The sequence below is a fragment of the Xanthobacter variabilis genome (assembly GCF_043831965.2).
Classification (GTDB): Bacteria; Pseudomonadota; Alphaproteobacteria; order Rhizobiales; family Xanthobacteraceae; genus Xanthobacter.
Map to the genome: position 1 here is coordinate 3,253,308 of NZ_CM195533.1, position 26,317 is coordinate 3,279,624.

Here is a 26,317-nt window from a genome sequence, read left to right on the forward strand (position 1 = left end):
CGTCAATCATGCAAATGTCGCAGCGATGTCGGAGCAAACGGTATGCCGCTGCCCCCGCCTCGAATTGCGCGGGCCAAGTGCCGTTCCTTGCGGCGTCCAGGCAGATCCTTCGCCAGTTACAATGGTGCGGCGCACCTTGTAGCCGCGACATGGGGCAGCGCTTAACTGCCGTTGATCTAGGGAGAAGTGCCCTATATTCAAGGCACGCGCGCGGGCGACACCTTGCGTTTGCGCACCGTGCTAACCAATCCCGGTCCCAAACCGGTCACCAAATCGTCACGAAGAGGGCTGCCATGACCACGTTCGACAAGCGCGAAGAAGGGTTTGAAAAGCGCTTCGCGCTGGACGAGGAGACCCACTTCAAAGCGCTCGCCCGACGCAACAAGAAGCTCGGCCTTTGGGCCGCACAAATGCTCGGCCTCTCCGGAGAGGCAGCGGAGGCTTACGCCAAGGAAGTGGTTATCGCCGATATCCAGGAAGCCGGCGACGAAGATGTGTTCCGTAAGCTGCGCGGAGATTTCGACGCCAAGGGCGTCGTCGTGTCCGACCACCAGATTCGCCGGAACATGGAAGAGTTTCTCGCCGCCGCGACCCTTGAGGTGAAAGCGGGCTGAGCGCGGGCATCGCGGGGCGGGCCGCAGGCCCGCTCCCGGCCGGTCCCTGTGGACCGCGCCAATAAAAAAGGCCGCCAGAGGCGGCCTTTTTCTTTTTCGTCGCCGATTGCTCAGCGCGAGTAGAACTCGACCACCAGATTCGGTTCCATCTGAACCGGATACGGCACCTCGTTCAGCTCGGGCACGCGGGCGAAACGCACCGCGAGCTTGCCGGCGTCGGCCTCGATGTAATCGGGCACGTCGCGCTCGCCGAGCTGCTGGGCTTCCAGCACCAGGGTCATCTGGCGGGAGGCTTCCTTCACCTCGACCACATCACCCACCTTCACCTGGTAGGAGGGGATGTTGACGCGCTTGCCGTTCACCTTCACGTGACCGTGGGACACGAACTGGCGGGCGGCGAAGATGGTGGGCACGAACTTGGCGCGATACACCACGGCATCCAGGCGGCGCTCAAGGAGGCCGATCAGGTTGGCGCCGGTGTCGCCCTTCATGCGGGAGGCTTCCACGTAGACGGCGTGGAACTGCTTCTCGCCGATGGAGCCGTAATAGCCCTTCAGCTTCTGCTTGGCGCGCAGCTGCACGCCGAAGTCCGAAAGCTTGCCCTTACGGCGCTGGCCGTGCTGGCCCGGGCCGTACTCGCGGCGGTTCACAGGGCTCTTGGAGCGGCCCCAGATGTTCTCGCCCATACGGCGATCGATCTTGTGCTTGGCCGCAATGCGCTTGCTCATGTAACGCGGATCCTTGAAGTTCTAGTTTGCGTTGGGATCGCGCCCCTCCTCTGCGGAAACGCCGATTCGAAAATCGGTATCGCCGCCGACAGGCTCTTGCAGCGCGCTGCCGCAAGACGCCACGGGTGCGTGAAACGCCAAACGGGCCACTTTGGGCCCGAAAGGTTCGCGCCTCATAAGGGCTCGCGCGGGGGAAGTCAATGTTTGCCGCCTTTGCGGTCAGGAATGCGGCCGCCCTGCCCTTCATTTGGCCTTGCGGGCGCACGGCCACCTTTTAGCTTGCGCCGATCCTCACCGGAGCCGCACCCATGAAGATTCTCGTGTTTCAGCACGTCGCCGCAGAGCACCCCGGCAGCTTCCGCGATCTCATGAAGGCGGACGGAATCAGCTGGCTCCCCGTGGAGCTCGATGAGGGGGAGCCCATCCCGCCCCTGGACGGCTTCGACGCGCTGATGGTGTTCGGCGGCCCCATGGATGTGTGGCAGGAGGCCGAGCATCCCTGGCTGGTCCCGGAAAAGGCGGCCATTCGTGAATGGGTTGCCAAGGACCGGCCCTATCTCGGTGTGTGCCTCGGCCACCAGCTGCTGGCGGATGCCCTGGGGGGCAAGGTCGGCCTCATGGCGAAGCCGGAAGTGGGCGTGACCGAGGTTTCGCTGACCCAGGCGGGCCAGGCGGCGCCGCTGTTCCAGGGGCTCGCCCCCACCTTCCCCACCCTGCAGTGGCACGGCGCCGCGGTGCTGGAGCTGCCGGCGGGTGCGCGTGTGCTGGCGGAAAACGGCCATTGCCCCGTTCAGTCCATCCAGGTGGGCCGCCGGGCCTTCGGCATCCAGTACCATGTGGAGCTGACCGACGCGACGGTGCCCGAATGGGGCGCCATTCCCGAATACCGCTGCGCCCTGGAAGCCATCACCGGCCCCGGAGGCCAGGCGACGCTGGAGGCGGCGACCCGGGAGAAGATGCCCGTGTTCCAGACTGCCGCGAAGCAGCTCTACGCGAACTTCAAGGCCGTGATCGCGAGCTGACGATGCCCTTGGGGCCGGGGCGAGCTTTATCGCCCCTGCCGCAGGGCGGCGAGCACTTCCAGCGAGGCATAGCCATCGGCGGGGTTGATGCCGGCCTTCTGCTGGAAGGCGCGCACCGCGCGCATGGTGGCGGTGCCCACGCGGCCGTCGGTGCCGCCGGTGCTGAAGCCGGCGGCGGTGAGGCGCTGCTGCACTTCCTGCACCTCGGCCAGGCTCAGCGCCCGCTCGCCGCCGGGCCAGGGCGTCACGAAAGCCCCCTCCCCCATGATCCGATCGCCCAGATGCACCACGGCAAGGGCGTAATTAGACGAGGGGTTGTAGGAGCGGACCGCATAGAAATTGTGGAACAGCAGCAGGGCCGGCCCGCCGGGCCCACCGGGCAGCCACAGGCGCGCGGGCTCGTCATAGCTGGAGAGGGAGCGGCCATCCACGGTCGTCACCCCCAGGTCGCCCCATTGAGACAGCGGCCGGCGTGACTTGTTGTCGGCGAAGGCGGTGTTGAAGCCTGCAGGCAGCTTGGCCTCCACGCCCCAGGGCTCGCCACGGCGATACTTGCCGCGCTTCACCAGATAGTTCGCGGTGCCCGCCAGCGCATCGTCGGGGCGGCCGAAGGGGGAGATGCGGCCATCGCCGTCGAAGTCCACCCCCATGTTGAGCCAGACCTCGGGCATCCATTGGGTGTGGCCCATGGCGCCAGCCCAGGAGCCGGTCATCTCCTGCGGCGTGCCCCAGCCGCGCTGGACGATGACGAGCGCGTTCAGAAGCTCGGCTTCCCAATAGCTGCGGCGCCGGGGATCGCCCCAGGCGAGCGCGGCGAGGGAGGGGAAGACGGGCTTCATGTGCTTGGGATTGTCCAGCACGTCGCCAAACGCGCTCTCCATGCCCCAATAGCCCAGCATCACCCGCCGATCGACGCCGAAGGCCTCCTCGATGCGGCTGAACAGGCCGGCATATTGGCGTGCGCGCTCCTGGCCCGTGGCAATGCGCCAGTCGGAAACGCGGCGGTTGAGATATTGCCAGGTCTGCTCTGTGAATTCCGGCTGCGACCGATCCTGAGCATAGACGCTGGTGTCGGGCTTCAGGCCACGAAACACCGCGTCATAGGTGGCATCATTGATGCCGCGGGCGCGGGCCTTGGCGCGGAACTGCTCCACCCATGCGGGAAACGGCTTGGCGGCCTTCTGCGCCCAGGCGGGGCCGGCACCCAGAAGCCCCGGGGCCGCACCCAGCAGGGCGCTGCTCAAAAGGCCGAACGAGACGGCACGACGGTCGACCCGAACGGCCATTGACACCTCCCCTTTTCAGTCAGCTGGCGACGGCCAGCGGCGCCGCCAGAACTTCCGGCCGCGCCACCGGGCGGCCCATGACGACGGCGATGCGGCGGACATCCAGAGCCCGCGCGGTAGAGTAGACCTGCACCGGCACCTCGCGATCACCGCTCTGCGGAGCGGGCCCAAGAAGCTGGACCACGCGCCGCGCGATGGCGGGCGCGGGATCGACCCACGACACCGGCCAGGGCGCGATCCGCTCCAGGCGCTCCAGCAGCAGCGGGTAATGGGTGCAGGCGAGCACCACGGTGTCGGTGCGCCGCCCTTGGGTGGACACGAAGCAGGGCGCGATCTCGCCGGCGATGGCGGCATCGGGCACATCCTCGCCTGCCAGCGCCGCCTCGGCCAGCGCCGCGAGGCGCACGCTCGGCACCAGGGTCACGTCGCATTGAGCCGCGAATTGCTGGATGAGCCCGGCCGTATAGTCCCGCCGCACGGTGCCGGGCGTCGCCAGGATGCTCACGCGGCCGCTGAGGGAGGCGGCGCAGGCCGGCTTCACCGCCGGAACGGTGCCCACGAATGGAATGGGATAGCGCGCCCTGAGGCTGGGCAGAACGACAGTGGACGCCGTGTTGCAGGCGATCACCACCAGGGCCGGCGCGGTGAGGGCGATGAGGCGCCCCACCACCTCGTTGACCCGCGCGACCAGCGCCTGATCGCTCAAATCGCCATAGGGGAAGCCTGCATCATCGGCGGCATAGATGAAATGAGCGTCCGGACGGGCGCGGGCCACCTCGCGGAACACAGACAGGCCGCCGACACCGGAATCGAACACGAGGATCGTCGGCGCCGGATGGGATGCGGGCAGCACGGCTTGAAATCTCTCGGCAGAAGCTGTGACGGACGTCATGGCTTATCCCCAACGGCGCGGGCGACATTGTGGCGCCGCGCCGTAAAGGAAACATGAGCGCCCCTGCCGCCGGGGGGCTGCTCAGCCCTGGCTCTCGGGCAGGCGCAGCACCAGGCCGTCGAGCTCCGCCGTCAGCTTGATCTGGCAGGAGAGCCGGGAATTCGGCTGCACGTCGCTCGCAAAATCGAGCATGCCCTCTTCCATTTCGGAAGGCTCGCCCACCTTTTCCCTCCACGCGTCCTCCACGTAGACGTGGCAGGTGGCGCAGGCACAGGCGCCGCCGCATTCGGCAACGATGCCGGGCACGCCGTTGCGCACGGCGCCTTCCATGGCGGTGGCCCCTTCCGGGGCATCCACCTGGTGGGAGGTTCCGTTGAATTCAATGAAAGTGATCGCGACCATAGATCTGCCGTAACCGCGCCGGATGGATTGGAGGCCCTCCAGGGAGGGGCTGCTGCGCCCTATAGCTCCAACATCCCGCTGAGGCCAGGGCTGAAGCGCGAAGCGAATTAACGATATCTTCATTCTCGCGCCACGACCGGTTCAAAGCCTTCGCATCCCTGGATAGGATAAGGAAGAGTAAACCATTGCCCTGAGTGCGTGGCCGGCGGCGGCCTCGGCCTCGCAGGGGCGAAGGTTTCGGCGAGCCGGCAGCACCTGCCGGGTGTTGCTCCGATGGCAAAGGCGACGGCGACATGAAGACTCCGATGAAAGTCCAGGATCCGACCGAGGTCGCCCTCTCGGCGATTCAGGAGGCCCTGACGCTGGAGCTGGACAACGCCCAGCAGGCGCAGGAGGCAAAGGAAGCCCAGGCCGCGGCGCCCGAACCCACGCTGCCCGTCGAGCCCGAGCTGGACGAGGCGACCGGCGCGGAGCCCTCCCCCATCGCGGAACGCCCCGTTCCGCCGCCCGATCGACCCCTTCCCACTCCGGGCGCCCGCCCCATCGGCCGCCGCGCCCCGCGCGGCACGGATGGCGCGACCGAGAGCCGTCGCGAAGGTGCCCGCCGCGCCGGCGAGCGGCGCGCCGCCAATGATGACCGCCAGGGCGTCGGCCAGATGGTGAACCAGCTGCGCCGGCCGCCCTCGAGCGCGCCGTACTGGTGGGCCGCGGCCATCTCGCTGGCCTGGGTGGCCGTGGGCGTCGCCCTCGCTTACACCTATCATCGCGGCCTGATGGCGAATTCCGAGGGGCTCCAGTCCCTGGCCAGCTCCCCGGCCCTGCTGGGCGTGTTCGCCTCCATCCTCGTTCCGCCCTTCGCCTTCTTCGGCATGGCGGTGCTGATCCGCCGTTCCCAGGAGCTCCAGGGCATCGCCCGGTCCATGACCGAGGTGGCGATGCGCCTTGCCGAGCCCGAAGCCCTCGCCACCGACACGGTGGTGAATGTGGGCCAGGCCGTGCGCCGCGAAGTCGCCGCCATGGGTGACGGCCTGGACCGCGCGGTGGCCCGCGCGGGCGAGCTGGAAGCCATGGTGCGCACCGAGGTTTCGCTGCTGGAGCGCGCCTATGAGGACAATGAAGTCCGCATCCGCACCCTGATCGACGAGCTGCAGGCCGAACGCCACAACATCCAGCTGGAAACCGAGCGCCTGCGCGAGGGCATCGCCGGGGCCGAGACCGTGCTCTCCAACGAGGTGCGCGACTCCTCCGCGCGCATCCACGAGACCATGCTCATCGCCAGCGAGCGCGTCACCGAGATCCTGGGCGAGAAGGGTGAGCACATCACCTCCGCCCTCGCCCGCGTGGGCGACTCCATGATCGACGGCCTCACCGCCAAGGGCACCGAGCTGATCGACCGCCTGCAGGTGACCGGCGCCGAGATCCGCGAGGACCTCTCCAACTCCGCCGATACCCTGGTGCAGACCCTGAAGTCGCGCACCGACGATCTGGCCACCAACCTTCTGTCCACCACCTCGGACGTGGCGGTGCTGATCGATCGCTGGGGCGAGGACGTCAACGTCAACATCGACCGGCTGAAGAAGAATATCGACGACACCCTGGCCGAGAACGGCGGCAACCTCACCGCCGAGATCGCCGCCCGCATCGCGGCCGCAAGCGACGCCATCCGCGCCGCCACCGAGTCCATCGTCGCCGACTTCGGCACCCGCGGCACCGAGCTGGTCGCCCATCTCGAAAAGACCGGCGAGGCCATCGGCGAGACCATGGGCAACCGTGGCGCCGAGTTCACCGACCGCATCGCCGACGCCGCCGACGCCTTCCGCAGCACGGCCGAAGCCGCCATCGCGGATTTCGGCACCCGTGGCGAGACGCTGGTGCAGCAGCTCGAGAAGAGCGGCGACACCCTGCGCGAAACCATGGACAGCCGCGGTGCCGAGTTCACCGACCGCATCGGCATCGCCTCCGACACCTTCCGCGCCACGGCCGAAGCCGCCATCTCGGACTTTGGGACCCGCGGCACGACCCTGGTGCAGCAGCTCGAGAAGAGCGGCGACGCCCTGCGCGAGACCATGGAGAGCCGCGGCGCCGAACTGACCGACCGCATCGGCATCGTCTCCGACGCCTTCCGCGCCACCGCCGAGGCCGCCATCTCCGACTTCGACACGCGCGGCTCGACCCTCGTGCAGCAGCTTGAGAAGAGCGGCGAGATCATCAGCGATACGGTGGCCCGCCAGGGCGCCGACCTTGCCGACCGCATCGAGGCCAGCAGCGACCGCATCGTGGACGCCATCGCCGTGCGCGGCGAGGCCCTGCCCCAGCGTCTGGCGGAAACCAGCGAGCGCATCGCCGCCTCGCTCGACCGCGCCGCGGCCCAGGTCAGCGCCACCCTCGCCGACAAGGGCGAGGAGATCGCCACCTCCCTCACCGCCGCCACCTCGGACATCACCGACCGGCTCTCCGTGGCCGGCAACCAGGTCACCAAGGCCATCGGCGCGCGCGGCAGCAAGGTCACCGAGGCCTTCCGCGAGACCGCCGACACCCTGGTTGCCAGCATCGGCACCAAGGGCGACGCCATCAAGGACATGCTCAACACCCGCCTCAAGGCCATCGACGAGGCCTTCTCCGTGCAGGGTGCCGAGCTGGCCGAGCGCCTGCACCACGATGGCACCACCTTCGCCCGCGCGGTCAATGACGGCGTGAAGGCCTTCGACAACACCGTGAAGGTGCAGGCTCCCGAGCTGATCGACCAGATCAACCTGCGGGTGAACGAGGTGAATGAGAATCTCCGCCTCGCGGTGGACAATCTCGACGAGCGCCTCGCCTCCACCACCTCCAACGTGGCCGGCACGCTGGATCAGCGCATCGCCCGCATCGAGCAGACCCTGGACCAGCGCGCCCAGAGCCTGACCGAGACCCTGGCGAGCCGCACCGTCAATCTGGCCCGCACCCTGGCCGATGGCACGGCCAGCGCCACCGCCGCCCTCGACAAGTCGGTGGAGACCCTCGACGGCTTCTTCACCAGCCGCAACAAGGCCCTGGGCGAAGTGCTCATGGAGCGTGCCGAGGTGGTGCATCGCGCCCTCGGCACCCGGGCCCAGGAAATCGCCAACCTGCTGGACGGCCGCGTGCACCGGATCGAGGAGCTTGTGCTCGGCCGGCTGGACGGGGTCGCCTCCGATCTGGAAGCCCGCAGTGGCGCCATCGCAGACAGCCTTACCGGCCGCGTGGAAGCGGTCTCCGGCACGCTGCGCGCCAACGCCACCGAGGTTGAGCGTTCGCTCACGGCCCTGTCGCTCAATGTGGGCCAGGCCCTCACCGGCCATGCCGAGAAGGTCGCCGACGCGCTCGGCACCCGCCTCAACGAAATCGCCCATCTCATGGACGACAAGAACGGCGCCTTCCTGGTGGCCCTGGAGCGCACCAGCCAGCGGGCGGTCTCGGAGATCACGGCCACCAATACCTCGCTGAAGGGCGACGTTCAGGCCATCATCGAGCGCCTGGGCGATGCCAACTCCACGTTCCAGAGCGCCATGGCCAGCGCCGTGAGCAATCTTGGCGACTTCTCCGGCACCTTCGCGCGCCAGGTGGAAGACTTCAGCGCCACCGTCAGCACCATCGGCGAGACCGCCGGCGCCACGGCCGAGCGCTTCGACGCCCAGATCAAGGCGCTGAAGGGCTTCTCCGGCACCACCCTGTCGGAAATCACCACCCTCACCGACCGCCTGGAGCAGCAGAGCCGCGCCCTGTCCGACGCCTCGCAGGCCCTGGGCACCACCGAGGAGCGCGTTGAGGCCACCCTCAATGCCCGCCGCGCCGCCCTGGAGGAGCTGACGGGCGCCATGAGCACCCGCGTGGCCGACATGGACGGCCGCATGCAGCACTTCCACGCCATGCTCGAGGATGCCTTCAAGGCCGCCCAGGGCCGCGCCCGGGAGATTGCCGGCGTGGTCGCCGAAGCCACCTCCGGTTCAACCAAGGTCATCGAAACCCAGTTCGAGCTCATGCGCGGCGCCGCCGACCAGGAGCGCGAGCGGGTGGCCGCCGCCCTGCGGCAGACCTACGAGGCCGCCCTGCAGGACGTGCACCGCATGTTCGGCGAGACCGGTGCCCAGTTCACCGAAGCCGCCCGCGAGCTGAAGCGCACCACCGAGGACGTGCAGCAGGCCATCGAGCTTGCCCGCGCCGAGATGAAGCGCGGCATTCTCGACCTGCCGGTGGAAACCGAGGCCAGCGCCGCTACCATGCGGCGCGCGGTGGCCGAGCAGATCAAGGCGCTGGCGGAGCTGAACGAGATCGTCGCCCGCCAGGGCCAGTCCTTCGACGTGGTGGAAGCCGGCGCCCGCGCCGCGGCGCAGGACATCGCCCGCGCCTCGGTGGCTCGCGAGCTGGCCACCCCGGCCGAACCCCGACGCCCGGCCCCCGCGCCGCGCGCAGCGGAAATCGAGAGCGCTCCCATCGCCGCCGCGCCGGTGGCCGCGCCCGCGGCTCCCGAAGTGGAGACGCAGCCTGCGGTGCTCGCCGCCGACACGGCAAGTCACGAGGATCTGCTGAGCGAGCTGTTGGCCGTCGCCTCCGACGATCTCAAGCAGGAGGCGGCGCCCCGCCGCCGTGCGGAAAGCCTGGTGCCGCCGCGCCGGCCGGCGCCCCGCCCCGCCGCCCGCCAGGTTCCCGAGACGCTGGACGCGCTGACCGCCGACATCGGCCGCCTGGTGGATGGCACCGCGCTCGCCGACTGCTGGGATCGCAAGCTGAAGGGACAGAACGGCGCCTTCACCCGCCGCATCTACACCCTCCAGGGTCTCAGCACCTTCGAGGCCCTGCGCCGGCGTTACCACGATGACGCCGCCTTCCACGGGGAGGTGGATCGTTACATCTCCGAATTCGACCGGCTGCTGGAGCAGGTGGCCGCCGGTGAGCAGGGCGAGACGCTGACCCGCACCTATCTCACCTCTGACACGGGCAAGGTTTATACCCTGCTCGCCCATGTGGCCGGGCGCCTCGATTGAGGCCCCCTCCGCTGCCCGGCGGCAATCCTGCCCGCCGGGTGGCACTGAGTAGAACTTGCAGCGGGCCTTCGGTGCACTTGGCCGCCGGCCCATCCAGGCGAATTCCGCACAGGCCTGCCAGGGAGCCTTCCACTCATGAAGACCTATATTTGTGCCGCTTATGCCGGCGGCCAGGGCAAGACCACCCTTGCTCAGATGGTGTATTCCGCCCTCACCAAGCGCGAGCTGACCTACAAGCTCGTGGCCGCGGACTTCACCGACGGCACCGGCCATTCCAAGATCGGCAAGTTCTTCCCCACCAAGGTGCTCGAGCTGGGCATCGGCTCCTCCCTCGCCTCCTCCAAGACCGAGAATGACGCCAATGCGCCTTTGCGCTATTGGGATCGCTTCGGCGGCCTGCTGCTCACCGGCGGCGCGGTGCTGGACCTCGGCGCCAACGTGGTGCCGCAGCTGGTGCAGTGGGCGCATCACCGCCGGGTTGCACACATCATGCAGCAGCGCAATTCGCCGGAAATCGACCTGCTGGTGATCACCAAGCCGGAATCGCACTCCATCGACAATGTCGCGACCCTCATCGAGGACGTCGTGCTGGGCGGGGCCCTTCCCGTCTCCAACATCATCGTGGTGCGCAATGCGGTGGGCGGCACCTTCGACAGCCAGGCCTTTGCACGCATCGAGAAGGCCGGCGCGGGCCGCAATCTCCACTTCATCGAGATGCCCCGCTGCACCTCCGAGCTGTGGCCGCATCTGGAGCGCACCTACACGCCCGTTGAAGAGGCCCTCGCCTCCACCGAGAACGAGCTGGCGGAAAAGTTCGGCATCGAGATCTGGTCGGCCTATGCGGGCCTGATGGATCTGCGCACCTGGGCCGACGAGGTCTATGGTGAGCTGAACAAGGTCGGCATCTGATCCGCCTGCCCTTACCAGGGGCGCCAACGCGCCTTCCTTTTCCAGAGGCCCCGCCGGAGCTGGCTCCAGCGGGGCCTTCTGTTTTCGGGCCGCACGGCCTGCCGTGTGACACCCGGCGCCGAGGGCAGCCTTCTGCCGCCAGTGGCTGGATTTCCTTCTGTCCGAGTGGGACCGGGGCCGCTCGGCCCGTCATCGGCTTTATGTCGCCCGGCAAAAAAAGCCGTCCGGCAGGTGCAGCCTCGCCTGCCCTTCCGCCTTCAGCTCCCTCTCTCGCGGGCGCGCGCAGGGACTGCCGGCCCGCGCTGAGTCCGCCTGTGCGTGCTTTTTTCTCCGTCAGGGGAAAGATCGCCTTGGAGGCCGCGCGTCCTCGGCCTTGTGGCTTCTCGGGTCCTGCGATTTCTTGACCAGGGAAGATCGGAGCAAAAACCTCCGCGCAGCCCCCTTAAAGACATAGCGTGTGGAACGCTCATCCCCTCGTGGAGCCGGTGAGTGCGCAGCCGAGTCAAGGCGCTCCGGGGGCTCCCGCATGAAGCCGCCCGTTCCGTAAAGCACCCTCGCATCGCGCGTCGATATCTCGGCCATGCATCGGAAGATGCCGTCCCCACTCCAAGGAGCTTTCGCGCTGAGGATGAGACGGCGGACTCCTCCGGGAACGGGTCTCTGCCGCCGCTCACGGCACCCGACAGCAGTTTCGCACGTGATCGGAGCTTTGCTGACCGCGCGGTGTTGAGCGTTTTCGCCACACCGCTCCCGTAGCCGGGAAACTTCCAAGCCAATTCAGGCCGCCGTCGCCTCAAAAGGCGGAAGGCCGCCAAAACGGGGCTCCTTCCAAGGCCATACACGAGCGCGATCCACTCACCTCAGCGCGAGGGACCGCAGCACCGCCCATCTCCCGAAGGCGATTCGAGCCTCTCACATCTTCCCGGAAGCCCAGCGCACGAGTGCGGTCAGCACCTGGTTGGAGGCTTCATCCAGCGCGGCGGTGGCAGCGGGACCGGAGGAGTCGGCGGCCCGCGCCTGCCCCTTGAACACCTGAGCCGCCAGAATGCGTCCGCTCTGATTGCCGATCAGCTTCGCCGACAGCTCAACCACGGCCACCGGCCCCTCCGGCGTGATGCGCAGACCAAACACCCGGATTTCAGTGGTGAGCTGATACTCCGCGACCACGCCCTCGCCGGGGCGCGCCACGCGCTTCAGCTTGCTGCCATTCTCGAAGGCCTGGATGATGCGCGCCTGCAGCAGGGAGGGCAGATTGTCGCCCCATTGGGCGTCGCCGAGATAGGCGATCTGCCCCGGGCTGGGCTCCACGAAGATCTTGTCGGTGTTGAGCGCTGCGAGCGCGTAGGGCGCGGCCACCACCAGCTGGCTGTTGCCGCTGCCGCCGGCGGAGAAGCCCTGCGGCGCGGAAAGGTTGAAGGTGGGGGTCGGCGTCGAGCCACAGGCGGACACCAGCAGCGCGAGCGCCAGCGCCCCCGCTTGTGCGGTCCAGGCCCTTCCGCGCCCCCCAAAAAGGCGGCTCAGAAAAGCGAAACTGTTCCCGCGCGCGTCGGTCATGGCCCTGCTCATCGCCTATAGGTCGGCACCGAAGTGCCCCCGCCCGTTATGAATTGCTGCGGATTGCGCTCGATGCTCCGCAGAACGCGCTCGATCTCGGAAAGCGTCCTGCGCCCGTCCACGGCGAGCGCCTCGTACTGGCGCAGGCCGGGGCCGGTGAAGCGGCTGATCTCGCTGGTCAGGAGAGCCGTGCGCTGGTCCAGATTATCCGCCAGCTGCCGCACCGAAGAGGCGGCGTCCGTGGCCTGGGCCAGCAGGCCGTTCTTGTCCTCGGTCGCGCTCTTCAGGTTCGCCACCACGGCATCCGCCTTCGTGGCGACGTCGTTCAACTGCGTCACCAGGGCCTTGGACTGGTCGATCAGCACCCCGACATCATTGGAACGGTCGGCCACGGCCTTGGAAAACACATCCACATTCTTGATGATGGAGGCGATCTCATCGGGATTGATGGCCTGGAGCACCACTTCGATCTTGCGGGCCACGCCCTGCGCGGAGTTCACGAGGCCGGAAATGCCCGAACCCCCGTCCGCCGGGATGCGCGGATAGCCGTCGGGTCCGATGGGCAAAGGCGGCGCATCGGGCTTGCCGCCACGGATGCCCACGGCCACGATGCCTGTGATGCCCTGGGATTCCAGCCCGGCCCGCGCATCGGACAGCACCGGCACGGTCTTGTCGACGCTCACGCGCACCAGCACCTGCCCCGGCTGGTCGGGCACCAAGTGCAGGCTTTGCACCTGACCCACCGGGATGCCGTTGAACAGCACCGCATTGCCCTGCCGCAGGCCCGCGACGGAATTATCGAAGACGATCTCGTAAACCTTGCGGGCACTGGAATCCTGTGGCCCGGCGAACCAGTACACGAAGCCGAACGCCGCCACGATGACGGCGAGCGTGAAGGCTCCGATGATGGTGTAATTGGCCCGTGTTTCCATGCCTTGCTCTCGGTTGCCCTGCCCCCGACCTTGCTCGCCCGCCGCCTGGCGCCGAGATCAGCCACGTCCCCGCTGCACCGCCCGCGCCCGCGAGCCGTGAAAATAGGCCCGCAGCCACGGATGCGTCGCCTGCATCATGGTTTCGATTGTGCCCTGCGCGATCACTTTCCCCTCTGCCAGGGCCGCGATGCGATCGCAGACCGAGTGCAGACTATCCAGATCGTGCGTTACCATGAAAACGGTAAGTCCCAAAGTTTGCTGCAGTGTGCGGATAAGCTCGTCGAAATCGCCCGCGCCAATGGGATCAAGGCCCGATGTGGGCTCGTCCAGAAACAGGATTTCCGGATCGAGCGCCAGCGAGCGCGCCAGCGCCGCGCGCTTGATCATGCCGCCGGAAAGCTCCGAGGGCAGCTTTTCCGCCACATCCGGCTTCAGGCCCACCATTTCGATCTTCGCGAAGGCAATATCGTCCATCAGGCGCTGGGAGAGCTTCAGATTTTCCCGCAGCGGAAACTGGATGTTCTGCTTGACCGTGAGCGACGAGAACAGCGCGCCCTGCTGAAACAGCACGCCCCAGCGCCGCTCCACGGCGGAGCGCTGGCTCTCGTTGAGGTCGTCCAGGTTCTCTCCGAACACCTCCACCATGCCGGAGCGCTTGGGCACCAGGCCGAGGATGGTGCGGGTGAGCACCGACTTGCCGCCACCGGAGGTGCCGACGAAGCCGAGGATCTCGCCGCGGTACACGTCGAGATCCAGATGGTTGAGAATGATGCGATCGCCGAAGCCCACGACGATGTCGCGGACCTTGATGATGGCCTCCTTGCCATTGGCGAGGGGGGCTGCGGCGGGAGTGGGCTGCGTATCCATCCCCGCCTCACATATTGATCGCGGCGAAGAACATGGCGAACACGCCGTCCATCACGATCACAAGGAAGATCGCCTTCACCACGGATGCGGTGGTGTGCGCGCCGAGGGATTCCGCGCTGCCACCCACGCGCATGCCTTCCAGGCACGCGACGATGCCGATGGTGGCGGCCATGAATGGCGCCTTGATCATGCCGACATTGAACTGGTCGAGGTCGATGGCGCTCTTCAGCCGCTGCATGAAGATTTCCGGCGTGATGCCGCCATAGCCCCACGACACCAGCCCGGCCCCGAAGATGGCCGCCATGGAGCCGATGAAGGTGAGCAGCGGCAAGGCGATGACCAGCGCCATGATGCGCGGCACCACCAGCACCTCGATGGGGTCAAAGCCCATCACGCGCAGGGCATCCATCTCCTCGCGCATGCGCATGGAACCAAGCTCGGCGGTATAGGCGCTGCCGGAGCGGCCGGCGATCATGATGGCGACGATGAGCACGCCCAGTTCGCGCAGCACCAGCACGCCCACCATGTCGACCACATAGATTTCCGCGCCGAAGCGCCGGAAATTGAAGATGCCCTGTTGCGCCAGGATGCAGCCGATGAGGAAGGTGATGAGCATGATGATCGGCACGGCCCGGAAGCCGACCCGATCGAGCTGGTTCACCATGGCGGTGAAGCGGAAGGTGCGGGGCTTTGCCAGCACCCGCAGCATGGCGGCGATGGTGGCGCCGATGAAATTGAGGAGCGCCAAGGCGTCGGCGCCGGTGTTCACCACCTCGTGGCCGACCCGCTCCAGAACGGCTTCCTGCCGGCGGGGGGCCGGGCGCTGGTCGCGGCCGGCGCGGGCCATCTCCTCCAGCAGGATCTTGTAGCGCGGCGCGAGGCCCTGGATGCTGGTTGCGATGCCCTTCTCGTCCCAGGCCCGGCGCAGCCGCTCGAACAGCAGCGCGCCGAAGGTGTCCATGCGCTCGACGCCAGCGAGGTCGAAATCAACCCCCTTGGGTGAGGGGTAGGTGGCAACCGCGTCGCCCACGGCGGTTTCCAGCTCGTTCGCATGCTCGGACGTCCACGCACCCCGTCCCGCCACGGTCAGGCGATCGTCCTGGGTATGCACGGAAATCAACGAGGTATGGGGCAACGCGACCTCTCCAGGACCCGGTTGTCTCTTCAGGGGCGGGTGGAATGCATCACCCCCGTGGACGCATTCTCCTGCTCTTGAACCCGCCTTCTTGCAGCGGACGCCCGCAACAGGCCACCGGGAGGCCCCGGCTTCCACGTCATTTTGCCAGCGGCACGCACAGCCGAATCGCACTACGATTCCGCTTATGCGCCTCAGCTGCCGGCCTTCCTTACCACATCGCCCTTCGATGCCGCTGCCCTTCGCGCCATTCCCCAAGCCGATTTTCGGCCGTGTCGGCATTTCAGGCACACCTTGCAGCAACCGGACCCGCCATGCCCCGCCTGACCGTGAGCGTTGAACGTTTTCCCATCCATGGCACCTTCACCATCGCCCGCGGCTCCAAGACCGAGGCGGTCGTGGTGGTGGCTGAGATCGATACGGATGGTGCCCGCGGGCGTGGCGAGTGCGTGCCCTATGCGCGGTACTATGAAACCGTTGACGGTGTCCGCGCGCTGGTGGAAAGCCTTGCGCCGGAGATCGCCGCCGGACTGGATCGCGCGGGGCTTCAGGCGCGCTTGCCCGCCGGCGCGGCGCGCAATGCGCTCGACTGCGCCTTTTGGGACCTGGAGGCAAAATTGAAGGGCATCCCCGCCGCTAGTCTCGCGGGCGTGCCGGCCCCGCGCCCGCTCGAGACCGCATTCACCTTGAGCCTCGCCGCCCCAGCCGAGATGGCCCAAGCTGCAGCCCATGCCAACCGCCCACTTCTGAAGCTGAAGCTGGGTGCGCCGGGTGATCCCGAGCGGCTCGCGGCGGTGCGCGCCGCCGCGCCGCGGGCCCGCCTCATCGTCGATGCCAATGAGGGCTGGGATGAAAATACCCTGCCGGGGCTGCTCCAGGCGTGCGCGGATGTGGGCGTCGAGCTGGTGGAGCAGCCCCTGCCCGCTGCCGCCGACGAGGCGCTGGCGCGGCTGCCCCACACGGTCCCCATCTGCGCCGACGAGAGCGTTCATGATCGGGCGGGCCTGGCGGCGCTGCGCGGGCGCTATGATGCCGTCAACATCAAGCTCGACAAGACCGGCGGCCTCACCGAGGCGCTGGCTTTGGCGGAAGAGGCGGAGCGCCTGGGCTTCAAGCTGATGGTGGGCTGCATGCTGGCCAGCTCCCTCGCCATGGCCCCGGCCCTGCTGGTGGCCCAGCGCGCGCAGGTGGTGGACCTGGACGGGCCGCTTCTGCTGGCGCGCGACCGGGTGCCGGGCCTTCATTATGATGGCGCCACCGTTTATCCGCCCACGCCGGAGCTATGGGGCTGAGGCCAGCCCACCCGGCGGCGAAGAGCCAGGGCAAGCACGGCTCCCAGCAGGCCGAGCCCTGCGGAAACCGCGAACGCCTTCGCGCCCATCGCCACCCAAAGGGGGCCGGAGGCGACCGTCGCCGCCGACATGAAGATGTTCACCGTCCACGCCGCCAGCGACTGGCCCGAGCCCGAGCGGTGCGCGCTGACGCCGCGCGCCACCATCTCCACCATGCCGAGATAGGTGGCGCCAAATGTGAAGCCATGCAGCAGCTGCAGCGGGAACAACAGCGCCAGGGGCGGATCGAACGCCATGACGCCGAACCGCAGCAAGGCCGCGAACCCGCCCAGGACGATGAGCTGGAACGGCCCAAACCGGCCCATGAGCCGCGTGCCGAAGCGGAACAGGACGATTTCCGCCGCCACCCCCGTGGCCCACAGCAGGCCGATGGTGGTGAGCGACCAGCCCTCCGCCCGCCAATGCACGGAGGCGAATGCATAGAGCAACGCGTGGCTCGCCTGAACCAGGGCCACGGCCACGACGCCCAGCGCCAGCACCAGCGGCACCCGCTCGCGCCCCTGTTCGTGGTGCGCGGGGCGCGGCGGCGGCGGCAATTCGGGCAGGGTCAGGGACACCAGCAGATAGCAGAGGTGCCCGAGCACGATCCACAACACCACCGACCCCGCCCCGGTGGCCGTGATGACGACGCCCCCGAGCACGTTCGCAACCAGGAACGCCCCCGAGCCCCACTGCCGCGACCGGCCATAATCCACCCGCCCCGCCCGGGCCTGGCGCGAGGCATAGGAATCCAAGAGCGCGAAGCTCGGATTCCAGCTGATGGCAATAAGCCCCGCTACAATGAAGATGGTCAACGGATCCACGCACAGCGCCAGCAGGCCAGTGGTCAGCGTGGTCATGAGGGCGAGCGTGGTCAGCACCGCCCGTGGCCTCCCCATACGATCGGACAGGAAACCCAGGACCGGCGTGGCGAACAGGCGCGTCACCAGTGGCACGGCAATGGCGATGCCGATTTCCTGCGGGTCCAGACCGCGGTGCTGAAGCCATAGCGGCAGATAGGGCATCTGAATGCCCAGCGGCAGATAGAAAGTGGCGAAGGCCGCCGCGAGGGCGACCTTCAGATCAATGCGCGGCTTATGGGCCTCCCCCGCGCCCGCCTCGCGAGGAGGGACGCTGTCCGGTTCGATCTTTGGCGCGCGGGAGGACATGGGGGTGCGGCTATTCACGATGTGCCCGGCATCGCGCCGGGCTGATGGAGCAAGGCGGTCCCCGCGCGCAACGGCGATCGGCCGATGAAGGAAAACGCGCGAAGCGACGACGCTTGATGCGCCTTTCACAAGCGAACGCCTGCGGGAAGCGCTGCGCGGCATCCTGCCCTTTGAGAAGCGGAACGCCGGGAGGGTTTTGCGGCTGGCGCTACCCCCTCAGACACCGCAGATAGGTGTCCGCATCCACATTGCCGCCGGACAGAACGATGACGATGGTTCCTTCCGCGCGCAGGCGCCCCTCCAGCAGCGCGGCCAGGGCCACGGCACCGCCCGGCTCCACCACCAGCTTCAGCTCCGTGAAGGCATAGGCGACCGCGCGGGCAACCTCCTCATCGTCGGCGGACGCCGCCTCGCCGACCAGCTCACGGCTGATGGCAAAGGTGATCTCGCCCGGCGTCGGCGCCAGGAGCGCATCGCAGAAGGAGCCGGTGGGGGCGGCATTGCGCTCGCGCCCCCCTGAGCGGAAGGAGCGGGCATGGTCGTCGAACCCAGCCGGCTCGCAGGCCACCACCCGCGCGGCGGCGGCGCGTGACTTCACCGCCAGGGCGATGCCCGCGATGAGCCCGCCGCCGGAAGTGTTGGCGGCAACCAGGTCCGGCTTCAGACCCTGCGCGGCGAGGTCCTCAATGATCTCCAGCCCCACGGTGCCCTGGCCGGCGATGACATCGCGATCATCATAGGGCGGCACCATTACCGCGCCGCGCTCGGCGGCGATGGCGCGGGCGATGGCGTCCCGATCCTCGGTGGCGCGATCATAGCCGACCACCTCGGCACCCAGCGCCAGCGTGCGTTCGCGCTTCAGGGCCGGCGCGTCGTGGGGCATCACGATCACGGCGGGCATGTTCAAGAGCTGCGCGGCGGCCGCCACACCCTGGGCGTGATTCCCGGAAGAGCACGCCACCACCCCGGCGGCCCGACCCTCCGGCGGGATCTGCGCAATGCGGTTATAGGCGCCGCGGAACTTGAAAGAGCCGGTGCGCTGCAGGGTTTCGGGCTTCAGAAACACGCGCGCGCCGACCCGCTCGCTGAGGACGGGGGAAAACACGAGGGGCGTGCGCACCGCCACGCCCCTGAGGCGGGCGGCGGCGGCATCCACATCGGCGGCGGTCGGGAGGGAAAGAGGGGTGCTCATGCCTCCGAAGCTACCCGACGCCGCAGGCGAAGGCGATAGCGCCGCGCGATGGGGCCGATATCGTGCGCGATCAGCACGTTATCGAGGAACTGCCGAGCACTTTCGCGCCACGTATAGCGCTCGCCGAAACGCCGCGCGGCGGCGGGCGAGAGCTCCAGCGCCTTCATGCATGCGGTGCGCAGGTCCTCGTCCAGCACGCCCACCTGCTCGGTCGCGCCTTCCAGCACGTCCAGCGGACCGGTCACCGGATAGGCCGCCACCGGCAGCCCGCTGGCCATCGCCTCCAGCAGCACGATGCCGAAGGTGTCGGTGCGGCTGGGGAAGCAGAACACGTCGCAGGCGGCGTAGGCCTGCGCCAGCTCCTCCCCCTCCTTGGGGCCCAGGAAATGCACGTCCGGGTAGCGCGCCCGAAGCATCTCCAAAGCGGGACCGCCGCCCACCACCACCTTCGAGCCCGGCAAGTCGAGATCGAGAAAGGCCTCGATGTTCTTCTCGACGGCCACACGGCCCACGAACAGGAAGGCGGGGCGCGGAATGTTCAGCGTCGCCTCGGGCCGGGGGCGGAACAGGTCCGCATCGACCCCGCGCGACCAGCGCATGAGGCGCTTGAAGCCGCGCGCCGCCAGGTCCCGCTCCAGCGTGGCGGTGGAGACCATGACGCCGCCGGCCGCATTGTGGAATGAGCGCAGCCACGCATAGGTCCAGCGCTCGGGCACCGGGGCGCGGGCCGCCAGATATTCGGGAAACTTGGTGTGATAGGAGGTGGTGAACGTACGCCGCGAGGCGATACAGGCCCGCCGCACCAGGATGCCAATGGGCCCCTCGGTCGCGATGTGCACGAAGTCCGGCTGCATGGCCTCGATGCGGCGCATAATCATGCGCGGCGTGGCCAGAGCGAGACGGATTTCGCTGTAGGTGGGCATGGGAACGGTGCGAAATTCCTGGGGGGAGAGGAACATCAGCTCCGCCCCCAGGTGCTCCGCCTCGCGCGCGGTGTACTCCAGCGAGCGCACGACGCCATTGATCTGCGGATGCCAGGCATCCGTCGCGACGAGAACGCGCATCAGGCGGCCGCCCGGGCCTGCCCATCCACCAGATCCGACTCGCTGTCCGGCGCGGCCTTCAAATTGCGTGTCCAGCAGATGATCTCCAAGCGGCCGTCGTCATGCTCGGCGATGGCGGTGCAGCTCTCCACCCAATCGCCGCAGTTCACATAGCGCACGCCGAACTGATCGTGAATAACCGCGTGGTGGATATGTCCGCAGATGACGCCGTCCACCGAGTTGCGCTTGGCCTCGTCGGCCACGGCCTCCTCGAACTTGCCAATGTAGTTCACCGCGTTCTTCACCTTCAGCTTGGCCCACTGGCTGAGCGACCAATAGGTGAGGCCGAGCTTGCGGCGCACGCGGTTCACATAGGTGTTGGCCATCAGCGCGGTGGAATAAGCCCAGTCGCCCATGAAGGCGAGCCACTTGGCGTGGCGCACCACCACGTCGAACACGTCGCCATGAATGACCAGGTAGCGCTTACCGTCGGCCGCCTCGTGAATGGCGGTTTCCACCACGTCGATGCCGCCGAAGTGGGTGCCGTAATAGTCGCGCAGGAATTCGTCATGATTGCCGGGCAGGTAGACAATGCGCGTGCCCTTGCGGCCCTTGCGCAGCAGCTTCTGCACCACGTCATTGTGCTTCTGCGGCCAATACCACGACGAGCGCAGGCGCCAGCCGTCCACGATGTCACCGACCAGATAGATCACGTCGGCATCATGGTACTTCAGGAAATCCAGCAGCAATTCCGCCTGACAACCCTTGGTGCCCAGGTGAATGTCTGAAAGAAACAGGGCGCGATAGCGTCGCGCATCCGGACTCTCGCTCACGCCAGGACCTCCACGCTTTGGAACCCGACCATGGCCACCCCTTCAAGAGTCACCCTCCAGGGCCAGCCAAGACGCCCTGAGTCAGCCACCGAACAGGCTGAGCGGGTGCTCGACGCAGTTACCCGGAGTCGTGCTTCCCTTTTATGACGCCAGCGCGAAAAACGGAAGCGGAATGCCTCCAAACAACGCGTTCCAGAAGGCCGAGCCAGTATTCCGGCAGCGGCTGAAAGGCGGCTAATAGTCTTTAGTTGCAGGCGATGAGCTTTCCACGCCACACCGAGACGAAAATCACTACGCGATAGCGAGACTGGCCCGTTTTCTGCCCGGACAGCCGCCATCAGATGCGAACAGGAAGCCCAGCCCTCCCCCGGATCTTTCCGATATTACGCAACGTCATCTAAGCCTGGGAACGGGCGGATGCCTCGCGCTCCCTTGCGGAAGATATTGTCGGAGCGGGAGAAAATATTGCACCGCACGCACCATTGACCGGCGCGATGCCACAGGTCAGCGTGCCTGCCCGCCGACCTCCGGAGGTGGGCACGTAGGGGCACAAAGGAGCATCTGGCATGAAACTGGTTCGTTTCGGCGCGAAGGGCACGGAGAAGCCCGGCCTCATCGACGGCAATGGGCGGGTGCGCGACCTTTCCGGCCATGTTTCCGAGCTCGCCGGCGACGCTCTTTCCCCCGCGAGCCTGGCGCGGCTCGGCGCGCTGGGGGCTGAGACGCTGCCGCTGGCGCCGGAGGGGGTGCGGCTTGGTCCCTGCGTGCCGCGGCCGGGCAACTTCATCGCCATCGGCCTCAATTTCGCGGACCACGCCGAGGAAACCGGCAACCCCATCCCCGCCGAGCCGGTGGTGTTCAACAAGGCGCCGAACTGCCTCAGCGGCCCGAACGACGACATCATCATCCCCAAGGGCTCCACCAAGCTCGACTGGGAAGTTGAGCTCGCCTTCGTCATCGGCACCCGCGCGCGCTATGTGGAGGAGAAGGATGCCCTTTCCCACATCGCCGGCTACTGCCTCTGCAATGACGTGTCGGAGCGCAATTTTCAGATGGAGCGGTCGGGTCAGTGGACCAAGGGCAAGGGCTGCGAGAGCTTCGGCCCCGTGGGCCCCTGGCTGGTGACCGCCGACGAGCTTACCGACACTTCCGATCTCCCCATGTGGCTCGACGTGAACGGCGAGCGGATGCAGCACGGCTCGACCCGCACCATGATTTTCCGGGTGCCGTTCCTGCTCAGCTATCTCAGCCAGTTCATGGTGCTCGACCCCGGTGACATCATCACCACCGGCACACCGCCCGGCGTTGGCCTGGGCAAGAAGCCGCCCCGCTTCCTGAAGGACGGGGACGTGGTGACGCTCGGCGTGGCCGGGCTGGGCGAGCAGCGGCAAACCGTGGTGCCGTTCCAGCCCTGATCGCCGCCGGCCGATCGCGCGCCGACCAAATGAAGAGCCCCCGAGAGCTCTCGGGGGCCGGGTGCGCGGGCACTCTCGCTCGGTCCGGCGAACAAATGCCGGGCATCGACCCTATTGCAGGGTGGCTTCCGCCAGCCAGCTCTTCACCGCATTGAGGGCCTCGGCACGGCTGCCGGTGCGGTGCTGCGCCTCCTGATAAAGGGCAATCTGCACGTCGGCGCTGGTGCCCACCTCGGCGATGGTGCGCACATGCATCAGCGCATCAAGGCAGTCGAGCGCCTCCGCATCTTCCGCCACCAGATTGACCAGCCCCTCGACCGCATCGCGCACGGAAACCGCGCGCCGCTGCGCGAGATCCACGAACGAGCCATGCACGCCATAGCGCTGGGCCCGCCACTTGTTCTCATCGGCAATGGCCCGGTCGACCGCCCCCACGTCTCGATTGTGGTGGGGATTGCGCACCAGGAAGCGCGCCAGCGAACGATAGAGGGCCACGATGGCCATCGTGTCCTCGATGCGCGTGCAGCTGTCAGGGGCGCGCAGCTCCAGCGTCGGAAGCTTGCGCGAAGGGCGGATCGCCCACCACACATAGCTCGAATCCGAAATCGCCCGCGCCGAGACGAGCGCATCCACATACCGCTCATAGTCGGCATTGTTCTCGAACATATCCGGCAGGCCGGTGCGCGGCAGCTCGTCATAGGCGGCCAGGCGATAGCCCATGAGCCCCGTTTGCTTGGAGCCCCAGAACGGCGACGAGGTGGCCAAGGCGACGAAGTGCGGCACATACGGCACCAGCCGGCGCATCACGTCCACCCGCTCGTCCGGATCGGGCAGCTCCACATGCACGTGCAGGCCACACACCATGTTGCGCTCGCCCAGCATCCGCAGGTCATTCATCAGGCCGTCATAGCGGTTCGCCTTGGTGGCGCGCGCGCCGTCCCAGGTGGCGGTGGGGTGCGTGCCGGCGGCGATGAAGCCGAGACCGTGGCGCGCCGCCACCTCCCCCACCGTCCGGCGCAGATGGCGCAGCTCATCATGCGCGCCGCCAGAGGTGGTCGCCGGACGGGTGGAAATCTCAATCTGGGATTGCAGCAGCTCCAGCGTGACCGAGGCCCCGAGCTCCTCCTTCAGCGCATCGTAGAAGCCCGGCGGCATCCGCCGCTGCACCGCCTTGGTTGCGGCATCGACAACGAAGAACTCCTCCTCGATTCCAAATCGATAGGGCTGCGTCATCGCCACCTCCGAAAGATGATAATGAAAGGCTAAGCCAAAATGGCACACACACTCAACAGCGGCGATAGACTGCCCGAAAATCCGTCCAAAATGGGGCGCAAGAGGACGCGCATGCAGCAATGAGGTACGACGCGGCGAGTGCAATGCAATATGAAGTTCGGATATTTCCTTAGCCCGCACCATCTTGCAGCGCGCAAAAGAAAGACGGATGTATTATTTCTAAATTACACGCCAGCCCTGCTGCGTCCAGCACTCACACTACATAACGCTACGGCTAGCGCGCCGGCCCCGCACCACTCCGCGCGGCCTCCACCAGTGCGAGTGCCGCCACGGCGGCGGTATCTGCCCGCAGGATGCGCGGCCCGAGCGAGAGGATGACCGCGCGGGAGGCCAGCATCGCTCGTTCCTCCGGCGCGAATCCGCCTTCCGGTCCCACCAGCACGCTCACCGGCCCCGGCGGCGCCCGGCGCAATGCGGCGACGGGGTCGCCTTCCTCCGCCGCTTCGTCGCAAAAGGCCAACACGCGGTCCGCGGGAAGCTCCGCAAGCCATTGGGTGAGCGAGCGGGGCGGGCTCACCTGCGGCAACGTCAGGATCCCGCACTGCTCCGCAGCCTCAACGGCGTTGGCCGTCATCCGTTCCAGGTTCACGCGCGAAACCTGGGTGTAGCGGGTTACGACCGGGCTCAAAATGCCCGCACCCATCTCGACCGCCTTTTGAATCATGTAGTCGAGGCGCGCGTGCTTCAGCGGCGCGAAGGCATATTCCACCGTGAGTGCACTAGGCTGCGGCCGCGTCTGCGCCAGCACCTCAAGCTTCACGTCGCGCTTTCCGGCGGCGACGCGGCGCGCTCGCCACTCCCCATCCCGCCCATTGAAAAGCAAAATGTCTGCGCCGACAGCGAGGCGGATCACATTCGCCGCATAGTGGGCCTGCTCCGGCGCCAGCGCGACGAGCGCGCCCTCGGACAGGTCGTCACTCACGCACAGGCGCTGGGCATTGAAATCGTGATCGGGCATCGCGGCTTTCCTTTCTGGCGCGAAGGGTCAGCACGCCCCCGCAGCAATGGCAAGCCGCAGCGCGCCGGCGAACGCCGTGATGCAGACAAACGTTAGCGCGAGGATGGGGCTCGACAGCCCTTGAGGCCGGCCGCTCAGAACGGATTGATGCACCGCGGACGGGCTATTGATGGCACCGCCCGCGGTGCATCCCAGCAGTCGTTGGAGCCCCCTCCAACAAGCTGCGACGCCTGACCGGCACGTCAACCCTTGCCGCAATTCGGCAACCGCCGCATCCCCCGAATAGGGGATGCGGATTTGACGCTGTCACTCTTCTGCAACATCAGCATTGATTCGCGGGGGACCGAGACCAGGCTCTCCGGGTGCCCTGATGGCCCGCCTCACGCCGCTAAAATGATTTCGGTCGTCGTTCGCATGAAGCAATCGACGACCGAAACCACTTGAACGGATGTTTGGCGAAGGCCGGGCTCAGAAGAGGCTCGTGCCCGTGGAGACCGCCGCCGGCGGGCGCGGCTTGGTCGTCGCGCTGGCGGGACGCGGCGCGACCGCACTACTGGCAGAAGCCGCACTTGCGGGCTTGGCGGATGCGCTGGCGGCCTGGGGCTTGGGCTTCTTGCGCGCCGGCTGCGGCGTCAGGGACGCCACCTCCTCCTTGCGCGGAACCGGCCGGTTCATGGCAATCAGCTCAGACACGGTCACGAACTTATAGCCCTTCGCGATCAGCGCATCCACCACACGCGGAACAGCCGCCACCGTGGTCGCATGAATGTCGTGCATCAAGATGATGCCGCCCGGGCGCGTCTGGGCCATCACCTTGTCATAGATGGACTGGGTATCGCGGTTCTTCCAATCCAGAGAATCCGCGGACCAATAGACCATGGCGAGGCCGAACTTGTCCTCGATGTGCTTGCGCAGCGTGTTGTTCATCGCGCCATAGGGCGGGCGCAGATAGATCGGGTCCTTGCCGATGGCGGCATGAATCGCGGCCGAGGTCTGGCTGATCTGCCGATCGGCCTCCTGCACGCTGACCTTCGGCAGCTGCGGATGGTTCCACGAATGGTTGCCGATCTCGTGCCCGGCTTCGGCCATCCGGCGCAGCAGCTCCGGATTCTCCGAAGCTCGCGTGCCGACCACGAAAAACGTCGCCTTTATGCCCCGCGCTTCCAGGATCTTCAGCAGCTTGGGGGTGGTTTCCGGGTTGGGCCCGTCGTCGAAGGTTATGGCGATGTAGGGCCCGTCCACGTTGGCCGACGTATAGGCCGGGAAACGGTGACCGGAGCTGTTGGCCGCATTGGCAGGGGGCGTCCCCTCCCCCATAGGGGCGGCAGCCATGGGCGCGCTCATCGAGGGCGTGTTCATGGCAGTCGAACTTTGTGCGACCGTTGAAGCAGCAGCCGACGCACCGGCCCCCGCGACGGGCGCGGACAGAAGCGCCGCGGCAGCTGCCGCCTGCGCCGCCGAGCCGTTTGCGCCATGCGCGAACGAATTGGTTGCGGGCGCAGCGGCCCCCGAAGTGGGCTGCTGGGCGGGCTTTGCAACAGGGGCGGCACTGGAGATAACCGGCACCGCGGCGACGTCCCCCGCCGGGGCGGGCGACACAATCTGGCTGAATGCAAGCCCGAGACCGAGCGCACCCGACGCCAGAAACGCAGACATGGCCACAAGAACTCTCACAATGCCGGCTTCCTGTACGATTTCGCAAAAACCATAGCGCACTCTCAGTCCTGCTCTATGGACAA

21 protein-coding genes are annotated in these 26,317 nt (G+C 67.3%); 6 read left to right on the top strand and 15 right to left on the bottom strand.

Features of this window, described 5'->3' with window-relative positions:
• Positions 1 to 293: 293 nt before the first annotated feature.
• A complete protein-coding gene (locus V5F26_RS14200) occupies positions 294 to 614 on the top strand; it encodes a DUF1476 domain-containing protein (RefSeq protein ID WP_234050379.1) in 321 nt (106 codons plus the stop codon).
• Positions 615 to 724: 110 nt separating this feature from the next.
• Here V5F26_RS14200 and rpsD read toward each other — a convergent pair whose 3' ends face one another.
• Positions 725 to 1,342: a 30S ribosomal protein S4 gene (gene rpsD / locus V5F26_RS14205; protein ID WP_234050380.1), complete on the bottom strand. Its 618-nt coding sequence runs from the start codon at positions 1,340 to 1,342 to the stop codon at positions 725 to 727.
• A gap of 308 nt (positions 1,343 to 1,650) precedes the next feature.
• On the opposite strand from rpsD, the gene V5F26_RS14210 reads away from it, so the two are divergent.
• On the top strand, positions 1,651 to 2,364 hold the full coding sequence (locus V5F26_RS14210; protein WP_394946236.1) for a type 1 glutamine amidotransferase: 714 nt from the start codon (positions 1,651 to 1,653) through the stop codon (positions 2,362 to 2,364).
• A 26-nt stretch (positions 2,365 to 2,390) separates the two neighbouring features.
• On the opposite strand, the gene V5F26_RS14215 is transcribed toward V5F26_RS14210, so the two are convergent.
• The 3 genes from V5F26_RS14215 to V5F26_RS14225 form a co-directional block, all read right to left on the bottom strand.
• On the bottom strand, positions 2,391 to 3,650 hold the full coding sequence (locus tag V5F26_RS14215) for a lytic murein transglycosylase (protein ID WP_394056888.1): 1,260 nt from the start codon (positions 3,648 to 3,650) through the stop codon (positions 2,391 to 2,393).
• A 19-nt stretch (positions 3,651 to 3,669) separates the two neighbouring features.
• Positions 3,670 to 4,542, bottom strand: coding sequence for a glutamate racemase (gene murI / locus V5F26_RS14220; protein WP_394946237.1), 873 nt, complete (start codon positions 4,540 to 4,542; stop codon positions 3,670 to 3,672).
• Positions 4,543 to 4,623: 81 nt separating this feature from the next.
• A complete protein-coding gene (locus V5F26_RS14225; protein WP_394946238.1) occupies positions 4,624 to 4,944 on the bottom strand; it encodes a 2Fe-2S iron-sulfur cluster-binding protein in 321 nt (106 codons plus the stop codon).
• A gap of 293 nt (positions 4,945 to 5,237) precedes the next feature.
• On the opposite strand from V5F26_RS14225, the gene V5F26_RS14230 reads away from it, so the two are divergent.
• A complete protein-coding gene (locus V5F26_RS14230) occupies positions 5,238 to 9,947 on the top strand; it encodes an apolipoprotein A-IV repeat region-like domain-containing protein (RefSeq protein ID WP_394056884.1) in 4,710 nt (1,569 codons plus the stop codon).
• 135 nt (positions 9,948 to 10,082) lie between these two features.
• Positions 10,083 to 10,856, top strand: coding sequence for a hypothetical protein (locus V5F26_RS14235; protein ID WP_234050386.1), 774 nt, complete (start codon positions 10,083 to 10,085; stop codon positions 10,854 to 10,856).
• Positions 10,857 to 11,768: 912 nt separating this feature from the next.
• On the opposite strand, the gene V5F26_RS14240 is transcribed toward V5F26_RS14235, so the two are convergent.
• From V5F26_RS14240 to V5F26_RS14255, 4 genes are read right to left on the bottom strand one after another with little or no spacing between them, the layout of a single operon-like run.
• Entirely contained in the window at positions 11,769 to 12,410 is a 642-nt protein-coding gene (locus V5F26_RS14240) for an ABC-type transport auxiliary lipoprotein family protein (RefSeq protein WP_234050387.1), read from the bottom strand.
• 8 nt (positions 12,411 to 12,418) lie between these two features.
• Entirely contained in the window at positions 12,419 to 13,342 is a 924-nt protein-coding gene (locus V5F26_RS14245; RefSeq protein WP_234050388.1) for an MlaD family protein, read from the bottom strand.
• 57 nt (positions 13,343 to 13,399) lie between these two features.
• A complete protein-coding gene (locus V5F26_RS14250; protein WP_234050389.1) occupies positions 13,400 to 14,209 on the bottom strand; it encodes an ABC transporter ATP-binding protein in 810 nt (269 codons plus the stop codon).
• Between the two features lie 7 nt (positions 14,210 to 14,216).
• Positions 14,217 to 15,344, bottom strand: a complete 1,128-nt coding sequence (locus tag V5F26_RS14255) for an MlaE family lipid ABC transporter permease subunit (RefSeq protein WP_370640606.1) — start codon at positions 15,342 to 15,344, stop codon at positions 14,217 to 14,219.
• Positions 15,345 to 15,658: 314 nt separating this feature from the next.
• Here V5F26_RS14255 and dgcA point away from each other — a divergent pair, with 314 nt between their 5' ends.
• Positions 15,659 to 16,636 (top strand): N-acetyl-D-Glu racemase DgcA, encoded by a 978-nt coding sequence (gene dgcA, locus V5F26_RS14260; RefSeq protein ID WP_394946239.1) that lies wholly within the window; start codon positions 15,659 to 15,661, stop codon positions 16,634 to 16,636.
• Here dgcA and V5F26_RS14265 read toward each other — a convergent pair.
• From V5F26_RS14265 to V5F26_RS14280, 4 genes are all read right to left on the bottom strand, one after another.
• Complete coding sequence (locus V5F26_RS14265; protein ID WP_394946240.1) at positions 16,606 to 17,862, bottom strand: MFS transporter; 1,257 nt, start codon at positions 17,860 to 17,862, stop codon at positions 16,606 to 16,608. The genes dgcA and V5F26_RS14265 overlap by 31 nt on opposite strands.
• A 190-nt stretch (positions 17,863 to 18,052) precedes the next feature.
• Positions 18,053 to 19,036, bottom strand: coding sequence for a threonine ammonia-lyase (locus V5F26_RS14270; protein ID WP_394946241.1), 984 nt, complete (start codon positions 19,034 to 19,036; stop codon positions 18,053 to 18,055).
• On the bottom strand, positions 19,033 to 20,100 hold the full coding sequence (locus V5F26_RS14275; RefSeq protein WP_394056853.1) for a glycosyltransferase family 4 protein: 1,068 nt from the start codon (positions 20,098 to 20,100) through the stop codon (positions 19,033 to 19,035). The genes V5F26_RS14270 and V5F26_RS14275 overlap by 4 nt, the downstream gene beginning before the upstream one ends.
• Positions 20,100 to 20,912, bottom strand: a complete 813-nt coding sequence (locus V5F26_RS14280; protein ID WP_234050393.1) for a UDP-2,3-diacylglucosamine diphosphatase — start codon at positions 20,910 to 20,912, stop codon at positions 20,100 to 20,102. Before V5F26_RS14280 ends, V5F26_RS14275 begins: the two co-directional genes overlap by 1 nt.
• 566 nt (positions 20,913 to 21,478) lie before the next feature.
• Here V5F26_RS14280 and V5F26_RS14285 point away from each other — a divergent pair.
• Positions 21,479 to 22,327 carry a fumarylacetoacetate hydrolase family protein gene (locus tag V5F26_RS14285; RefSeq protein ID WP_394946242.1) on the top strand — a complete coding sequence of 283 codons (849 nt, stop codon included), beginning with the start codon at positions 21,479 to 21,481 and terminating at the stop codon, positions 22,325 to 22,327.
• 111 nt (positions 22,328 to 22,438) lie between these two features.
• Here the strand turns inward: V5F26_RS14285 and V5F26_RS14290 are convergent, their stop codons facing one another.
• From V5F26_RS14290 to V5F26_RS14300, 3 genes are all read right to left on the bottom strand, one after another.
• On the bottom strand, positions 22,439 to 23,560 hold the full coding sequence (locus V5F26_RS14290) for a carboxylate-amine ligase (protein WP_394946243.1): 1,122 nt from the start codon (positions 23,558 to 23,560) through the stop codon (positions 22,439 to 22,441).
• A 274-nt stretch (positions 23,561 to 23,834) separates the two neighbouring features.
• A complete protein-coding gene (locus tag V5F26_RS14295) occupies positions 23,835 to 24,578 on the bottom strand; it encodes a 16S rRNA (uracil(1498)-N(3))-methyltransferase (RefSeq protein ID WP_394946244.1) in 744 nt (247 codons plus the stop codon).
• A gap of 468 nt (positions 24,579 to 25,046) precedes the next feature.
• Positions 25,047 to 26,294, bottom strand: a complete 1,248-nt coding sequence (locus tag V5F26_RS14300) for a polysaccharide deacetylase family protein (RefSeq protein WP_394946246.1) — start codon at positions 26,292 to 26,294, stop codon at positions 25,047 to 25,049.
• Positions 26,295 to 26,317 lie beyond the last annotated feature (23 nt).